Source organism: Mycobacterium sp. TY814, from assembly GCF_030755175.1.
GTDB lineage: Bacteria > Actinomycetota > Actinomycetes > Mycobacteriales > Mycobacteriaceae > Mycobacterium.
In genome coordinates this window covers 1,252,356-1,267,659 of record NZ_JAUFRY010000002.1, presented here as the reverse complement: position 1 = coordinate 1,267,659, position 15,304 = coordinate 1,252,356, and the positions used below count along the sequence as shown (strand labels likewise).

Here is a 15,304-nt window from a genome sequence, read left to right as displayed (position 1 = left end):
ACCTATGGATCGGAGTTCTCCGCGTTTTCGCCGAGATTGCCACCACGGTCGCGGTCGAGGCCCGAAGCGCGACCGCTGCGGCATTCTCGGCGAGGACGGGGGCTGCGGCACGGCCACGCCCGCACCGGCGCCGCTTGGTCACGCCGTAGGCTGACTGGGTGACTTTGCCGGATCCTGGGCCGGGTGACGACACGCTCCCCCAGCTGCACAACACCGTGGTGGTGGCGGCTTTCGAGGGCTGGAACGACGCCGGCGACGCGGCCAGTGACGCGGTGACGCACCTGGCCGCCATCTGGGATGCGCTGCCGATTGTCGAGATCGACGACGAGGCGTACTACGACTACCAGGTCAATCGCCCGGTCATCCGCCAGGTCGACGGCGTCACCAGGGAGCTGGAGTGGCCGGCGATGCGCATCTCGCACTGCCGGCCGCCAGACAGCGACCGCGACGTCGTCTTGATGCACGGGGTCGAGCCGAACATGCGCTGGCGCACGTTCTGCGATGAGCTGCTGGCAGTCATCGACAAGCTCAATGTCGACACCGTCGTCATTCTCGGGGCGCTGCTGGCCGATACGCCGCACACCCGGCCGGTGCCGGTCTCCGGTGCGGCCTACTCGTCGGAGTCGGCGCGGCTGTTCGGCCTGGAAGAAACGCGGTACGAGGGCCCGACGGGCATCGCCGGGGTTTTCCAGTACGCCTGCGTGGCCGCCGGAATTCCCGCGGTCACGTTCTGGGCGGCGGTTCCGCACTATGTGTCGCATCCGCCCAACCCGAAGGCGACGGTAGCGCTGCTGCGGCGGGTGGAGGAAGTGCTCGATGTCGAAGTGCCACTCGGCGACCTGCCGACCCAGGCCGAGGCGTGGGAGCAGGAAATCACCGAAATGGCCGCCGACGACGAGGAGCTGGCCGAGTACGTGCAGTCGCTCGAGCAGCACGGCGACGCCGCGGTGGACGTCAACGAGGCGCTCGGCAAGATCGACGGCGACGCGCTGGCCGCCGAGTTTGAACGCTATCTGCGGCGACGCCGGCCGGGCTTCGGGCTGTAGAGCGGTCAACCAGCCGGCGGCACATTCCTGATTGTGAAGAACCCCGGCGGGGTCGGAGCGTGCTCCGTGCAACCCACCGTCAATGACGCAATCATCACGGCGAACACCGCACCCAGCAGCCGCCGTGTCCGCACGCCCTTCACACGATTCATCGTCGGCACCTTTCGTTGCGGGACACGCACTATGTGAGGCCTGGAAAGGTGCATGCTAGCCGCGCACCGATTTAGTCCGCTGCGCTTTCCCCACCTTCGTCGGACTCCGAGCCGGTGCGCAGCATCGCGACCACCGGAGAGGGCGGGCCGACCAGCGCCGCGGTGATACGCCGGCTGACGGACGGGAGCCAGGCCAGCCGCAGCGCGGTGCGCCGGGTCCACAGCTGAAACGGCGAGCTGGGCAGGAACCGGTTGGCCGCGTCCCGTCCCGCTTTCTGCTTCTCCTCGATCTCCGGGCGCCACAGCTGCTCATAAAAGTCCAGCGCCCGTTCCACCGTCGACGTCCGGCGAAGCTGCTCGGCCAGCACATAGGCGGCGCCGACGGCCAGTGAGGCGCCCTGACCGGCCACCAACGAGACCGCCGCGCAGGCGTCGCCGATCAGCACCACGCGGTTCTTGTGCCAGCGCGGCATGACCACCTGGGCGACCTCGTCGTAGTAGATCTGCTCCGACGGGGGGCACCGCTGCAGTGCGTCAGGCACCAGCCAGCCCATGTCGGCGTAGCTTTCCCGTATCGCGGCGCGGGCGTCGTCGGGCAGTCGTCGCTCCGCGGCGCGGTGCACCGCGAACACGGCCACCTTGCCGTTTCGTAGCCCGTAGAAGCCGATCTGCCGGTCGATGGTGTCGGTGAGGGCGACGTCGTCGCCGGCCGCCTCACGGATCGCGGCGGCGTCGAAAAGGAAAGCGGCGGTGTGGAATCCGAGGTACCTCAGATACTGCGCTTCCTCGCCGAACACCAGCGCGCGCACGGTCGAGTGAATTCCGTCGGCTCCGACGAGCAGGTCGGCGTCGAGTGTGTCCCCGCCGGCCAGCGTGACCGTCACGCCGTCCTCGCGATCCTCGATGCCGGTGACGTCGGCTCCGTAGCGCAATTCGACGGTGTCGGGCAGATTGTCCCGCAGGACCTTTTCCAGGTCGGGGCGCATCACGCTGCACAGGCGGCCGCGCAACGCCCGGTCGATCTTGACGTAGGAGACAGCGGCGCGGCGGCGCCCCTGCTGGTCGAACAGGCCGGCTTCGTCGAAGTTGTAGCCGACCGCCCGGATCGCCGGCAGCACGCCGATCGCCTCGGCTGCGTCGTAGCCGGCGCCGAAGAAGTCGATCATGTAGCCCTGTTCGCGGGGCCCGGCGGCGCGTTCGAGCACCACCACGTCGTTACCGAGGGAGGCCAGGCGCTCTGCGGCGGCCAGCCCGGCGATGCCCGCGCCGCAGATGACTACTTTCACGCTGGGCTGCTACTTCTCCAGCTCGTGGGTGTATGCGCTGGTGGATCGGCCCAGCGCGAGGACCTGAGCGTCCATCTTCGGCATCACTTCGGCCGCGGTCTTGAGGATCGCGGATTCGCCGATGCGCGTCGACAGCACCGGCTTGAGCCAGCGCATCGCCGCCACCCAACCGGGGCAATACACCCGAGTCTTGCGGCCCTCGATGCCCTTGACGAAGGCCGCGGCGCACTTGTTGACCGAAGTGGTCCTGTTCAGCGGCGGAGGCAGCTTGGACAACAGCTCGCTGAACGCCGGCAGGTCGCCCTTGGTGTCGCGGACCAGCGCGGTATCGATCCACGACATGTGAGCCGACCCGACCGTCACGCCCAGATGCGCGACCTCCAGTCGCAGCGCGTGGGCCAGATGTTCGACGCCGGCCTTCGACATGTCGTAGGGCACCATTCCCGGAGCCGCGGCGTAGGCGGCCAGCGACGAGACGATCAGCACGTAGCCGCGCCTGTCGATGATCGACGGCAGCGTGGCGCGCACCGTGTAGAACACGCCCATCAGGTTCACGTCGATCACCCGCTTTGCAGCCTCCGGGTCGACGGTGAGCACCGAGCCGTAGCTGGCGATCCCGGCGTTGGCCACCACGACGTCGATGCCGCCGAACTTCTGCACGGCCTGGTCGGCGGCGGCCTGCATGGCCGCCAGGTCGCGCACGTCGGCGACGACTGTCAGCACCCGGCCGTCGCCGCCGAGTTCGGCGGCGATCGATTTGAGCTCGGCTTCGCCCAGGTCGGTCAAGACGAGCTTGGCGCCCTTGTTATGCAGCCGGCGGGCGACCTCGGCACCGATTCCGCGCCCGGCGCCAGTGATGAAAATGACCTTGTCCTGCACCGATGTCATGGCGCAAAAGGTACCACCGCAGCCTTAAAGGCCGACTCCCAGCAGGGCGTCGACCGTGGCGGCCACCAGCGCGGGGGCCGACTCGTCGTGGCCGCCGTACTCCAGCGCGTCTGTCACCCAACCATCCAGTGCCGCAAGTGCTTTCGGCGTGTCCAGGTCATCGGCCAGATAGCGGCGGACGCGGCCCAGGACGTCGACGGCGTCGGGAGCGGCCGGCAGCGAGGTGGCAGTGCGCCAGCGGTGCAGGCGGGTGCGCGCCTCTTCGAGCACCTGCAGGCTCCAGGAGCGGTCGGCGCGGTAGTGCCCGGCGAGCAGGCCCAGTCGGACCGCCGACGGGTCGACACCCTGGGCGCGCAGTTGCGACACCAGGACCAAGTTGCCCCGGCTCTTGGACATCTTATGGCCGTCCCAGCCGATCATGCCGGCGTGCACGTAATGGCGGGCGAATCGGCGTTCGCCGCTGACACATTCGGCGTGGGCGGCAGTGAACTCGTGGTGCGGGAAGATCAGGTCGCTGCCGCCGCCCTGGATATCGATTTCGCTGCCGATCCGGCTCATAGCGATGGCGGCGCATTCGACGTGCCAGCCCGGCCGGCCCGGGCCGAACGGGGACGGCCAGCTGGGCTCCCCCGGCCGGTTCACCCGCCACAGCAGCGCGTCGAGTCCGTCGGTCTTGCCGGGCCGGTGCGGATCACCGCCACGCTGTTCGAACAGGTTCAGCATGGTTTCCCGGTCGTAACCCGATTCGTAGCCGAACTGCAGTGTGGCGTCGGCCCGGTAATAGACGTCCGGGTACTCGCCTTCGATGACGTACGCGGCCCCCGAGGCGACCATCTTCTCGACGAGCTCGACCATCTCGGGGATCGCCTCGGTCGCCCCGACGTACTCCTGCGGCGGCAGCACCCGCAGCGCCGTCATGTCCTCGCGGAACAACGCGACCTCCTGGTCGGCGAGCTCGCGCCAGTCGACACCGTCGCGCTCGGCGCGCTCGAAGAGCGGGTCGTCCACGTCGGTGACGTTCTGCACGTACCGAACCTCGTGGCCGAGGTCGAGCCACAAACGGTGAATCAGGTCGAACGTCAGGTAGGTGGCGGCGTGGCCGAGATGCGTCGCGTCATAGGGCGTGATGCCGCAGACGTACATGGTGGCCGTGCCGCCGGCCGAAACGGGGCGGATCTGCCGGTCAGCGGTGTCGTAGAGCCTCAGTTCGGGACCGCGTCCGGGCAACGCCGGGACCGGCGGAGGAGACCACGACCGCATGCGTCGACTTTAGGCCCGGTGACGATGCGCCCCGCACAGCGGGGCGCTGAGAAGCCGGGCAATCGGTCTAGGCCCGGTGACGATGCGCCCCGCACAGCGGGGCGCTGAGAAGCCGGGCAATCGGTCTAGGCCCGGTGACGATGCGCCCCGCACAGCGGGGCGCTGAGCGGGTGTGCGCCCACCGTTTCTACTGTGCGGGCACCGATGCGATTGGGCAGGAAATGCACCGTGGCCGCACACCCGGTTACCACCACGACTGGCGGATGGCCTCGAGCAGGATCGGCGCCAACTCGGCGCGGCACATCACGAAGTCGGGCAGGTAGGGATCGAGCTGGTTGTACATCATCGGCGACCCGTCCAGGCGCGACACGTGCGTTCCGGCGGCTTGGATGACGCCGGCCGGAGCGGCCGAATCCCACTCCCACTGACCGCCGGCGTGCAGGTAGGCGTCGGCAACCCCGTCGATGATCGCCATGGCCTTCGCGCCCGCCGAACCGATAGGCACCAGTTCGATGTCCAGGATCTGCCGGATGCGGTAAAGGATGGCCGGCGGCCGGGTGGCGCTGACCGCGATCCTGATGACGTCAGGAATGCCGACGGGCGCGGCGTTCGCGGTGACGGTGTCGCTGCGGTAGACGATGTTGCCGCGGGCCGGCAGTGACACCGCCGCGTCGGTGATCTGCCGTACTCCGTTCGCGGAACCGGTCGCGGATCCCCCGGACGAACGCTGCCACAGCGCGATGTGCACCGCCCAGTCGTCGCGCCCGCGGGTGGAGAACTCACGGGTGCCGTCCAGCGGGTCGACGATCCACACCCGGTCGGACTTCAGCCGAACCAGATCGTCGTGAGCTTCCTCACTGAGCACGGCATCTCCGGGACGTTCGGCCCTCAGCCGGCGCAGGATCAGCGAATTCGCCAGCCGGTCGCCGGCGTCACCCAATTCCCACGGATAGTCGAACCCGACCTCGTCACGCACCTTGAGCAGCAGCTCCCCCGCCTCGGCGGCGAGGTCAGCGGCCAGCGCGGCATCGCTCTGGTCACGCGCGCCCGGGTTCACCGCCCCAGTATCGCCGACGGCGGGCACCCGCTCAGAACGCCGGCCAGGGAATAGGGCGACTGCGGTTGGGTCCGGGCATCACCGGATCCTCGAGTAACACCTGGGTGCGACGGATCAGCGCCGCGATTTCAGCGCTGGTGATCAGGCCCCTGAGTTCGGCGGCCAGCGGGCCGCACAGCGCGTCGGCCAACTCGGCCACCGGCCCCATCGTGGAATCGTCGATCGGCTTGCCGGCCCAACCCCACAGCACGGTGCGAAGCTTGTCCTGGACGTGCAGGCTCACTCCATGATCGACGCCGTAGACATTGCCGTCGACGCCGTAGAGGATGTGGCCGCCTTTGCGGTCGGCGTTGTTGACGAGGATGTCGAACACCGCCATCCGGCGCAGCCGATCGTCATCGGCGTGCATCAGCACCACCTCGTCGCCGGCGTAGTCGTAGGCGCGCAGTACCGGGAGGTAGCCGGGTTGCGGTTTGCCGGTGGGGAACAGATCGACCAGGTCGGGACCCGGCCGCGGGTCGGAGTCGGCGGCGTCGCCCGGTTGCTGCACCCACAGCTGCAGCATTCCCGGACCGGCCGGGCCGTCGCGAATGATGGTGTGGGGCACGATGTTCCAGCCCAGCTGCGTCGACACCAGGTAGGCGGCCAGCTCGCGGCCGGCCAGCGTCCCGTCGGGAAAATCCCACAACGGCTGCTCGCCGGAGACGGGTTTGTAGACGCAGTGCACGCATCGAGAATCGAGCGACGCCTCGCACAGGAAGGTGGCGTTGCTCGCCGACCGGATCCGTCCCAGGACAGTCAGCTCGCCGTCGCGCAGCACCTCATGATGGTCATTCCTCGGCGTCATCACTGGACCCGAAGAGCGCCTCGCGCCGGTAGCCGTTGGTGCGCGCGCAGATGTGACCCTCGGGGTCCAGCGGTTCCTCGCACAACGGGCACGGCGGCCGGCCGGCCGAGATGACCCGGTTGGACCGGGTGGCGAACTGCCGCGCCGACTCCGGCGTCAGGAACACCCGCACCGCGTCGGGGCCCTCGTCGGTGTCGTCGAGCACCACGGAGGCGTCGAATTCCGCATCGGTGACGGCGAGCAGTTCCACGACAACGGTCTGCGCTTCGGAGTCCCAGCCGAGCCCCATTGTGCCGACCCGGAATTCGGCGTCGACCGGCATGATCAGCGGGTTGAGATCTTCCACCTCGGTCGGCTCGGGAGGTACCGGAGTGCCGAAACGACGGTTGACTTCGAGCAGCAGCGCGCCGATGCGTTCGGCCAGGACCGCAACCTGCTGCTTCTCCAGGACCACCGAGACGACCCGGGCGTCATGCACCGCCTGGATGTAGAACGTGCGGTTCCCGGGCTGCCCGACGGTCCCGGCCACGAAACGGTCGGGTGTACGGAATACGTGAATTGCGCGGGCCATGGCACCTCCAAAATACCGTGCAGACGCTGGCACCGTGCGCTTCGTCCGGCAGTGCCGGACACCGCCGGGCGTGTCGCCTAGTTCGTGGAGCCGCCGACAACCGCGTCGCCGGAGGGCTCTTCCTTCGCTTCCGGCGCCGGCGCGGCGCGCAGGCCGGCCGACAACCGCGCGCCAGTGTGGTTGACATGCAGCACAAATGGACGCAGCGGGGTGTAGCGGATCACACTCACCGACGCAGGGTCGGCGTTGACCCGCTGGAAGCTGTCCAAGTGCATGCCGTAGGCATCGGCGATCAATGACTTGATGACGTCTCCGTGGGTGCAGGCCACCCACAGCACGTCGCCGCCGTGCTCCTCGCTGAGCCGGCGATCATGCTCGCGAACGACCGCGACCGCGCGAGCCTGCACCTGCGCCAGTCCCTCACCGCCGGGGAACACCGCGGCACTGGGATGGGCCTGAACCACCCGCCAGAGGGGCTCGCTGACCAACTCGCTCAGCTTGCGGCCGGTCCACTCGCCGTAGTCGACTTCGGCGAGCTGGTCTTCGATCACCGGCTCGATGCACAGCGCCCGGGCCAGCGGTTCGACGGTGCGGCGGCAGCGCAACAAGGGCGAGGACACCACCGCCCGGATGGGCAGGTCACCGATCCGGTCGATCAGGCCGGCCGCCTGCTCGCGGCCCTTGTCGTCGAGGTCCACACCCTCTGACCGGCCCGCCAACACACCCGCGGTGTTGGACGTTGACCGGCCGTGACGCAACAACAGGACCGTCATGTCGCCGCGACCGTCCCCGTCGCCAGCAAAATCAGCACCGCGCTACCGACGACCACGCGATATCCGACGAACCAGAACATGTTGTGGCGCACCAGAAAACGCAGGAACCAGGTCACCGCCGCCAAGCCGATCACGAACGCGATCAAGATAGACACCAGCAGCTGTGCCCCGGTAGCGCTCATTCCCTCGGTGACGGGCCGAAACGCGTCGGGCAGGGAGAACAACCCCGAGGCGAACACCGCCGGGATGGCCAGCAGGAAGCCGAAGCGAGCGGCCAGTTCGCGCTCCATCCCGAGAAACAGCCCCGCGCTGATCGTCGAGCCCGAGCGTGACACCCCCGGCACCAGCGCCAGACACTGGGCGCTTCCGACGACGATCGCGTCGCGCCAGTTCAGCTGCTCGATGTCGCGGTTGCGGCGTCCGAGGTATTCGGCGAGTGCGATCACCGCCGAGAACACCACCATCGCCGTGGCCACCACCCACAGGTTGCGCACCTCGGAGCGGATGACTTCCTTGAAGAGCAGCCCGAGCACGCAGATCGGGATGGTGCCGATAATGACGTACCAGCCGAGCCGGTAGTCGGCGTTGCGCTGCGACTTGACGAACAGTCCGTTGAACCAGGCGCGCAGGATGCGCCCGATGTCGCGGGCGAAGTAGACCAGCACCGCGGCTTCGGTGCCCAGCTGGCTCACCGCGGTGAAGGATGCGCCGGCGTCGCCGCTGAAGAAGATTCGCGACACGATGTTCAGGTGCCCGGAGGAGGAGACGGGCAAAAACTCGGTCAGACCCTGCACCACCGACAAGACGATGACTTGCCCCCAGGACATCGGCGCTACCGCAGACACGACGACGACCGTACCTGGTGCGGTGAAGAAGCGCGGCCGCGCCGCGGCCGGGCTAACGCGAGACAGGCACCGCGCGGGCCACCGCATCGCGCACTGCGGCGGCTAAGCTGCGCTCGTCGGTCAGGTCGATATCGAGCACACTGCGCACGGCGCGCGCGACGACGTCTTCGGCCTGCGGAACCGGTGCCACCAGGTGCGGCCGGTAAATTTCTACGACGAGAGACCGGTGTTCGATATGAAAGGAAAAACTGCGCCCATCTCCGACTTGCCCGTACCCGCTGGCGAAAATGCCAGGCGTCATGTCCTCGACAGCAAACTCCTGGTCTGCGGTATGCCGGTCATCGGTGACGGTCATGGGCTGAGAATACCTCCGCTACACCGATTTACACGTCACAGATGGCGAAATTGAGCGCGATAACGTTCCTTAGAATTTTATATGCGTCTTGTAGATACGGGAGATCTGGATTGCTGACAACGCGAAGAGCGCTCTTTAAACAGCGCGTTGTTATTTTGGCGAGTTTGCTCGTAACGGGTTGGGTCGGTTCGGGGTGCTCGTCGAACCCGCTCAGCTACACGCCACCCACCATCGAACCCGCGCAGCCGGCCGTCTCCCCACCCGCCTCGAACCCCGCGGGGGTGGTGCAGTCTCTGGGCGGCCGTCCACAAAGCGCCTTCTTCGACGGCGACTCGCGGCAGTTGGTGGTTTTATCCCCCGGCGATGACCCCGGCGGACCGGGCAGCATCGCCGTGCTCGGACCGCGGGGCGCTGCGCGCGTGATCACGCTGCCCGGGCCCGCCACCGCCATGACCGGCGACGGACACGGCACGGTCTATCTGGCGGGACGTGACGGCTATGTCACGGTGGCCCTGGCCACCGGGCAGGGCGTCAGAACGACCGTCGCCGGCGGCCAGGAATTCACCGCCATCGCGCGCCGCGCCGACGGCAGGCTGGTGCTGGGTAGCGCCGACGGTGCGGTGTACTCCCTGGGCGCCGGCGGGTCGGTGGCCAATCGGAACAAGATCTTTGCGCGGGTGGATGCCCTTGTCGCGCAAGCAAACACGACGGTGGTGCTGGATCGTGGCCAGACGTCGGTGACGACGATCGGCCCCGACGGCCGTGCCGCGCAGTCTCTGCGGGCCGGCGAGGGCGCCACCACGCTGGCCGCCGACTCGCAGGGCAGGGTGCTGGTGGCCGACACCCGCGGCGGGCAACTGCTGGTCTACGGGATCGATCCGTTGATCCTGCGCCAGGCCTTCCCGGTACGGCAGTCGCCCTACGGCTTGGCCGGGTCCCGCCAACTGGCCTGGGTGTCCCAAACGGCATCCAACACCGTCATTGGTTACGATCTGAGCACCGGAATACCCGTGGAAAAGGTGCGTTACCCAACCGTGCAGCAACCGAACTCGCTGGCCTTCGACGAGGCGTCGGACACCTTGTACGTGGTGTCGGGCTCGGGCGCGGGGGTGCAGATCATCGAACATGCTGGGGGCGCGCCGTGAACCCGGGACCCGCGCCGCGGTGGAGCCGGTTGCCTGCCGGGTGGGAGGCCGACATGTCCGAGGAGTACGAGTGGGTGCCGTTGCGGCTCCCCCCGGACGTGACCCGGCTCAGTGCGTCCACCCGGCTGTCCATCGAGGCCGAGTACCGCGGCTGGGAATTGACCAGGGTGCGGCTCTACACCGACGGAAGTAGGCGAGTATTGTTGCGGCGCAAGAAGGCTCGCATGCAAAACCGGTTGTCTGAGCAGCCGGAATCGTGACTGGAATCGTGACGTCGGCACCATCGCACTCACACCGGATGTACGGCCTGCTGCGAAGCCTGCTCTTCCAGGTGCCCGCCGAACGCGTCCACACCCTGGTATTCGCGGGATTGCGCGGTGTCACCGCCGCGGCTGCGGTGCGCCGCCGGATGAGCCACTGGCTCGGCCCGACCGACCCGGTGCTGGCCAGCACGGTGTTCGGGGTGCGCTTCCCCGGGCCGCTCGGGCTGGCCGCCGGATTCGATAAAGACGGAACAGGGCTATCCGCCTGGGGCGCAATGGGTTTCGGGTACGCCGAGATCGGTACCGTCACCGCATACGCGCAGCCGGGCAATCCGGCGCCGCGGTTGTTCCGGCTGGCGGAGGACCGGGCGCTGCTCAACCGCATGGGTTTCAACAACCACGGCGCCGGCGCGCTGGCGGCACGGCTTGCCCAGCACGTTCCCGATGTGCCCCTGGGCGTCAACATCGGCAAGACCAAGAAGACCCGACCCGAAGATGCCGTCAACGATTACCGTTGGAGTGCAAGGCTATTGGCGCCGCTGGCGTCCTACCTTGTGGTCAACGTCAGCTCACCGAACACTCCCGGGCTGCGCGACCTGCAGGCCGTCGAGTCGCTGCGTCCCATCCTGTCCGCCGTCCTGGCCGAAGCGTCGAACACCCCGGTGCTGGTCAAGATCGCTCCGGATCTGTCCGACTCAGACGTCGACGACATCGCTGACTTGGCCGTCGAGCTCGGACTGGCCGGCATCGTGGCCACCAACACCACGATTTCACGCGACGGCCTGCGCACACCCGACGTGGCCGCACTGGGTGCCGGCGGCATCTCCGGGCCACCGGTGGCGCGCCGGGCCGTGGAGATTCTGCGCCGGCTCTACGACCGGGTCGGCGACCGACTGGTGCTGATCAGCGTGGGCGGCATCGAGACCGCCGACGACGCTTGGGAGCGCATCACCGCAGGCGCCTCGCTACTGCAGGGCTATACCGGGTTCATCTACGGCGGGGGCCTGTGGGCCAAAGAGATTCACGACGGTATTGCCCGCCGGCTGCACGACGGCGGATACGCGTCGCTGAGCGATGCCGTGGGGTCGGCGGTGGCTGGACGGGAGAAACCGGCGGGTTAACCGGCGGGGACACCGCCACCGCCGCCGGCCCCCGGGCCCGCCGCACCCGACGGGGCACCCGCCCCACCCGTGCCGGCACTGCCGCCCGAGCCGCCCTTGCCACCGGTGTTACCGACGGCCGGACCTCCCGGGCTGCCGCCGTTGCCGCTGGTCCCGACGCTGCCGAGACCTTGGCCGCTGCCTCCGGTGCCACCCGTGCCGCCGCTGCCTCCGGTGCCACCCGTTCCGCCGGTCCCTATCGCCGCGTTGGCGCCGGCTCCCCCGGTGCCACCGACGGCCGCATCGCCGCCCCGGCCTCCGGCGCCCCTGCTGTTCTTGGTGCCGTCGCCTGCGCCGCCGTTGCCGCCGTTGCCGCCGTCACCACCGGTTCCGCCGATGCCGCCGTTTCCGGCAGCGCCTGCGCCTGCGCCTGCCCCGCCCACTCCGCCGGCACCGGCAGCGCCGCCGGCTCCGCCGCTGGCCCCGCTCCCGCTGACACTGCCGCTGCCACCGTTTCCACCGGTGCCGCCGGTCCCACCCTGACCGCCGACACCGCCGCTGCCGCCCGCGGCTCCGCCCGTTCCGCCCGCACCGGCGACACCGCCGGCACCGCCTTTTCCGCCGACAGCACCGTTAGCAGAGCTGTTGATGGTGCTGCTGCCGCCCAGACCTCCTGAGCCGCCGTGGCCACCGGTACCCCCGGATCCGCCCTGCCCGCCACCGACCCCGCCGATGCCCGCCCCACCGTCGCCACCCTGGCCTCCGGCGCCGCCGACGCCGCCCTGCCCACCGGTGGTAGGCGCGGCGCCCGAGACGCCGGATTGACCGGTACCGCCGGCGCCTCCGGTGCCACCCGTACCCCCCTTGCCTCCGCTGCCACTGCCCCCGGCAGCGCCGCCATCGGTTCCGACCCCGGCGGCGCCGGCGAGGCTGCCGGTGCCGCCTTTGCCGCCGCTGGCTCCGTTGGCGTTGACCCCGGTGCCGGTGTTGCTGCCGCCGGCGCCACCGATGCCGCCCTGGCCGCCCTGGCCGCCTCTTCCGCCCTGGCCACCGCCGATGCCGTTGAAACCCGCACCGCCGTCACCGCCCTGGCCACCAGCGCCGCCGGCGCCGCCCTGCCCACCGGCGCTTGGCGTGGAGCTCGAGATGCCGGCTTGGCCCACGCCGCCGGTTCCGCCCGTGCCGCCGAGTCCGCCCTTGCCGCCATTGCCGGTCGTGCCTTGCGCTCCGCCGTCGATTCCTTGACCGGCGGCACCGGCGGTACCTCCGGTTCCGCCTTTGCCGCCGGCGCCCCCGGTCGCAGTGACTCCGGTGCCAGTGTTGCTGCCGCCGGTACCGCCGATGCCGCCCTGGCCTCCGATGCCTCCCTGACCGCCCTGGCCACCGCCGACGCCGCCGATCCCCGCACCACCGTCACCGCCTTGCCCGCCGGCGCCCCCTTGACCACCCTGCGCACCGGACGCGGGCGCAGTGCCCGGGTCCCCGGCCTGACCGGTGCCGCCGATGCCGCCGACGCCCCCTACCCCGCCCTTGCCGCCCGTACCGACCACACCGCCCGCGCCGCCGTCGACTCCACGACCGGCCGCGCCGGCAGTGCCGCCGGTACCGCCCTGTCCTCCTGCGGCACCGATGCCGCCGTTGGTACCGGTGTTGGCCCCGCCGTCACCTCCGGCGCCACCCGGGCCTCCGATGCCGCCCTGACCACCCTGGCCACCGCCGACGCCGCCGATCCCGGCACCACCGTCGCCGCCCTGCCCGCCGGCGCCGCCCTGACCACCGTGCGCGCCGGCCGTCGGCGTGGAACCCGCGGTACCGGACTGTGCGCCACCGCCCGCTCCACCGGTACCCCCGGTGCCACCCTTGCCACCGGCACCGCTCAATCCGTCCGCTCCGCCGTCTGTTCCGGAACCGCCCACTCCGGCGGCGCCACCGGTACCGCCCTGTCCTCCCGCAGCACCCATCCCGGCTTTGGTTCCGGTATTGGCCCCGCCATCACCGCCGCTACCACCCTGGCCGCCGGCCCCGCCCTGGCCACCCTGACCGCCGCCCACACCGTTGATCCCGGCACCGCCGGCACCACCCTGGCCGCCGGCGCCGCCCAGGCCGCCTTGCATACCGTCGGTGGGAGCGGTCGCGCTGCTTAAACCGGTTGCGCCGCTGCTGCCTACACCACCGGCACCTCCGGTACCGCCGACGCCACCCCGGCCAGCACCACCGGCCGCAACGAGTCCTGCACCCCCCGCACCGGCCGTACCTCCGGTACCTCCGCTGCCGCCCTGCCCGGCCTGCGCCCCAGCACCCACCGCAGCGCCACCGGCCCCACCCATGCCACCGGTCCCGCCGGTTCCGCCCTGGCCGCCGATGCCGATCAACGCCTGGCCGCCGGCTCCCCCGGCACCCGCAGCGCCGCCGGTAGCGCCGGCGCTGCCCTGCTGACCGGCAGAGCCCACACCACCGGCTCCGCCGTCACCACCGGCCCCGCCGTGGCCGCCGAAACCGAGCACCCCGCCGGTACCGCCCGCACCTCCGGTGCCACCCGTCCCGCCGTTCATGCCGGGCACGCCCGCAGCTCCGGCACCACCGGTGCCGCCGGCACCGCCGGCGCCGACCAACGCGGCCGTGCCGCCGTCTCCTCCGACACCCCCTATCGCGCCAACACCACCGGCACCGCCGGCACCCCCGGTACCGAAGAACGTCCCGGCCCTGCCGCCGCTACCACCGTGGCCACCGCTGCCGAGGGGATCCGCACCTCCGGTGCCGCCTTGTCCGCCATTGCCGAGCAGTAGGGCTGAACCGCCCTGGCCCCCGTACCCGCCGGCACCGCCGGTTCCGCCGGCACCGCCAGACCCGAGCAGCCAGCCGCCGTTGCCGCCTCTACCGCCGACCGCGCCGGCGCCCCCGGTACCACCGCTTCCGCCATTGCCGATCAGCCCGGCCGAACCGCCGGCCCCACCGGGAGCACCCGCGTCGCTGCTGCTGCCCCCGTTGCCTCCGTTGCCCAGCAAGATTCCGCCGTCCTGGCCGGGCTGGCCCATCGCCCCGCTGGCGCCGCTGGCGCCGTCACCGATCAACGGCCGCCCCACCAGCGCCTCGGTGGGCGCGTTGATCACGTTGAGCACGGTTTGGAGCGGCGACGCGTTGCCGGCTTCCGCCGCGGCGTATGTGTAGGCGCTGTAATCCAGCGTCCGCACGAATTGGTCGTGGTAGGCCGTCAATTGAGCGCTGAGCAGCTGATAGTCCCGGCCATGTCCGGAGAAAAGCGCGGCCACCGCGGCCGAGACCTCATCGGCAGCCGCCGCCAGCACGGACGTGGTCGAGGCAGCAGCAGAGGCGTTCGCCCAGCGCAGAGAAGCATCGATATCAGCGATGTCAGCCGCTGCAGCCGACAATGCCTCCGGACCAGCCCACATAAATAACATCTCTTGGAACCCCTTCGCATGAGTGCATTGCGTGGCCCGGCCACTGCTCCAGCTACGACTGTCGCGCGGATGTGAGCGCCGGGGCCTCGGGCAGCGGGCGGAATCGATGGATGAAATTTTCTCCCCCTATTGGGGGAGGATTTCCCGGCATTCGACCTCGCTCAGTGACAACGAGAAGATCTGCCGAGAACTGACTAACGCTGTGCTGCAACAGTTTTGGTATCTCTTCCGATTGCCGAAACACGTTCGCCGACCGCACAGCCCAGCGCCGGCCATCGCAGAATCAGCCGTTTGCGC

15 protein-coding genes are annotated in these 15,304 nt (G+C 69.8%); 4 read left to right on the top strand and 11 right to left on the bottom strand.

The genetic code is table 11. The features are described from left to right. Window positions 1-164 precede the first annotated feature (164 nt). Window positions 165-1,046: a PAC2 family protein gene (locus tag QXH22_RS19240; RefSeq protein WP_306244143.1), complete on the top strand. Its 882-nt coding sequence runs from the start codon at window positions 165-167 to the stop codon at window positions 1,044-1,046. 5 nt (window positions 1,047-1,051) lie between these two features. On the opposite strand, the gene QXH22_RS19235 is transcribed toward QXH22_RS19240, so the two are convergent. The 10 genes from QXH22_RS19235 to QXH22_RS19190 all read right to left on the bottom strand — a co-directional run bounded on the left by QXH22_RS19235 (window position 1,052) and on the right by QXH22_RS19190 (window position 9,080). Next, a complete protein-coding gene (locus tag QXH22_RS19235) occupies window positions 1,052-1,198 on the bottom strand; it encodes a hypothetical protein (protein WP_306276655.1) in 147 nt (48 codons plus the stop codon). 71 nt (window positions 1,199-1,269) lie between these two features. Continuing rightward, window positions 1,270-2,484, bottom strand: a complete 1,215-nt coding sequence (locus QXH22_RS19230) for an FAD-dependent monooxygenase (protein ID WP_306276653.1) — start codon at window positions 2,482-2,484, stop codon at window positions 1,270-1,272. Window positions 2,485-2,493: 9 nt separating this feature from the next. After that, window positions 2,494-3,372, bottom strand: a complete 879-nt coding sequence (locus QXH22_RS19225; RefSeq protein ID WP_306240077.1) for an SDR family oxidoreductase — start codon at window positions 3,370-3,372, stop codon at window positions 2,494-2,496. Between the two features lie 24 nt (window positions 3,373-3,396). Then, complete coding sequence (gene mshC, locus QXH22_RS19220; RefSeq protein WP_306240075.1) at window positions 3,397-4,632, bottom strand: cysteine--1-D-myo-inosityl 2-amino-2-deoxy-alpha-D-glucopyranoside ligase; 1,236 nt, start codon at window positions 4,630-4,632, stop codon at window positions 3,397-3,399. 244 nt (window positions 4,633-4,876) lie between these two features. After that, the gene (locus tag QXH22_RS19215) at window positions 4,877-5,689 is read right to left on the bottom strand and encodes a 3'(2'),5'-bisphosphate nucleotidase CysQ (RefSeq protein ID WP_306276652.1); all 813 of its coding nucleotides are present in this window, start codon (window positions 5,687-5,689) and stop codon (window positions 4,877-4,879) included. A 31-nt stretch (window positions 5,690-5,720) separates the two neighbouring features. Further along, window positions 5,721-6,536 (bottom strand): SCO1664 family protein, encoded by an 816-nt coding sequence (locus QXH22_RS19210; protein ID WP_371934263.1) that lies wholly within the window; start codon window positions 6,534-6,536, stop codon window positions 5,721-5,723. Next, on the bottom strand, window positions 6,520-7,107 hold the full coding sequence (locus QXH22_RS19205; RefSeq protein ID WP_306240073.1) for a DUF3090 domain-containing protein: 588 nt from the start codon (window positions 7,105-7,107) through the stop codon (window positions 6,520-6,522). Before QXH22_RS19205 ends, QXH22_RS19210 begins: the two co-directional genes overlap by 17 nt. Window positions 7,108-7,184: 77 nt before the next feature. Further along, window positions 7,185-7,880 carry a histidine phosphatase family protein gene (locus QXH22_RS19200; protein WP_306240072.1) on the bottom strand — a complete coding sequence of 232 codons (696 nt, stop codon included), beginning with the start codon at window positions 7,878-7,880 and terminating at the stop codon, window positions 7,185-7,187. Continuing rightward, entirely contained in the window at window positions 7,877-8,707 is an 831-nt protein-coding gene (locus QXH22_RS19195) for an undecaprenyl-diphosphate phosphatase (RefSeq protein ID WP_306244139.1), read from the bottom strand. Before QXH22_RS19195 ends, QXH22_RS19200 begins: the two co-directional genes overlap by 4 nt. Before the next feature lie 70 nt (window positions 8,708-8,777). Further along, entirely contained in the window at window positions 8,778-9,080 is a 303-nt protein-coding gene (locus QXH22_RS19190; protein ID WP_306240071.1) for a hypothetical protein, read from the bottom strand. Between the two features lie 110 nt (window positions 9,081-9,190). On the opposite strand from QXH22_RS19190, the gene QXH22_RS19185 reads away from it, so the two are divergent. The 3 genes from QXH22_RS19185 to QXH22_RS19175 are packed head-to-tail and all read left to right on the top strand — an operon-like array spanning window position 9,191 to window position 11,609. After that, complete coding sequence (locus QXH22_RS19185; protein WP_371934262.1) at window positions 9,191-10,225, top strand: YncE family protein; 1,035 nt, start codon at window positions 9,191-9,193, stop codon at window positions 10,223-10,225. Window positions 10,226-10,278: 53 nt separating this feature from the next. After that, a complete protein-coding gene (locus tag QXH22_RS19180) occupies window positions 10,279-10,485 on the top strand; it encodes a DUF5703 family protein (RefSeq protein WP_306244137.1) in 207 nt (68 codons plus the stop codon). Between the two features lie 38 nt (window positions 10,486-10,523). Continuing rightward, on the top strand, window positions 10,524-11,609 hold the full coding sequence (locus QXH22_RS19175) for a quinone-dependent dihydroorotate dehydrogenase (RefSeq protein ID WP_306244136.1): 1,086 nt from the start codon (window positions 10,524-10,526) through the stop codon (window positions 11,607-11,609). Here QXH22_RS19175 and QXH22_RS19170 read toward each other — a convergent pair. Beyond that, a complete protein-coding gene (locus QXH22_RS19170; RefSeq protein ID WP_371934261.1) occupies window positions 11,606-15,007 on the bottom strand; it encodes a PE family protein in 3,402 nt (1,133 codons plus the stop codon). The two genes, QXH22_RS19175 and QXH22_RS19170, sit on opposite strands and share 4 nt — an antisense overlap. Window positions 15,008-15,304: the final 297 nt, after the last annotated feature.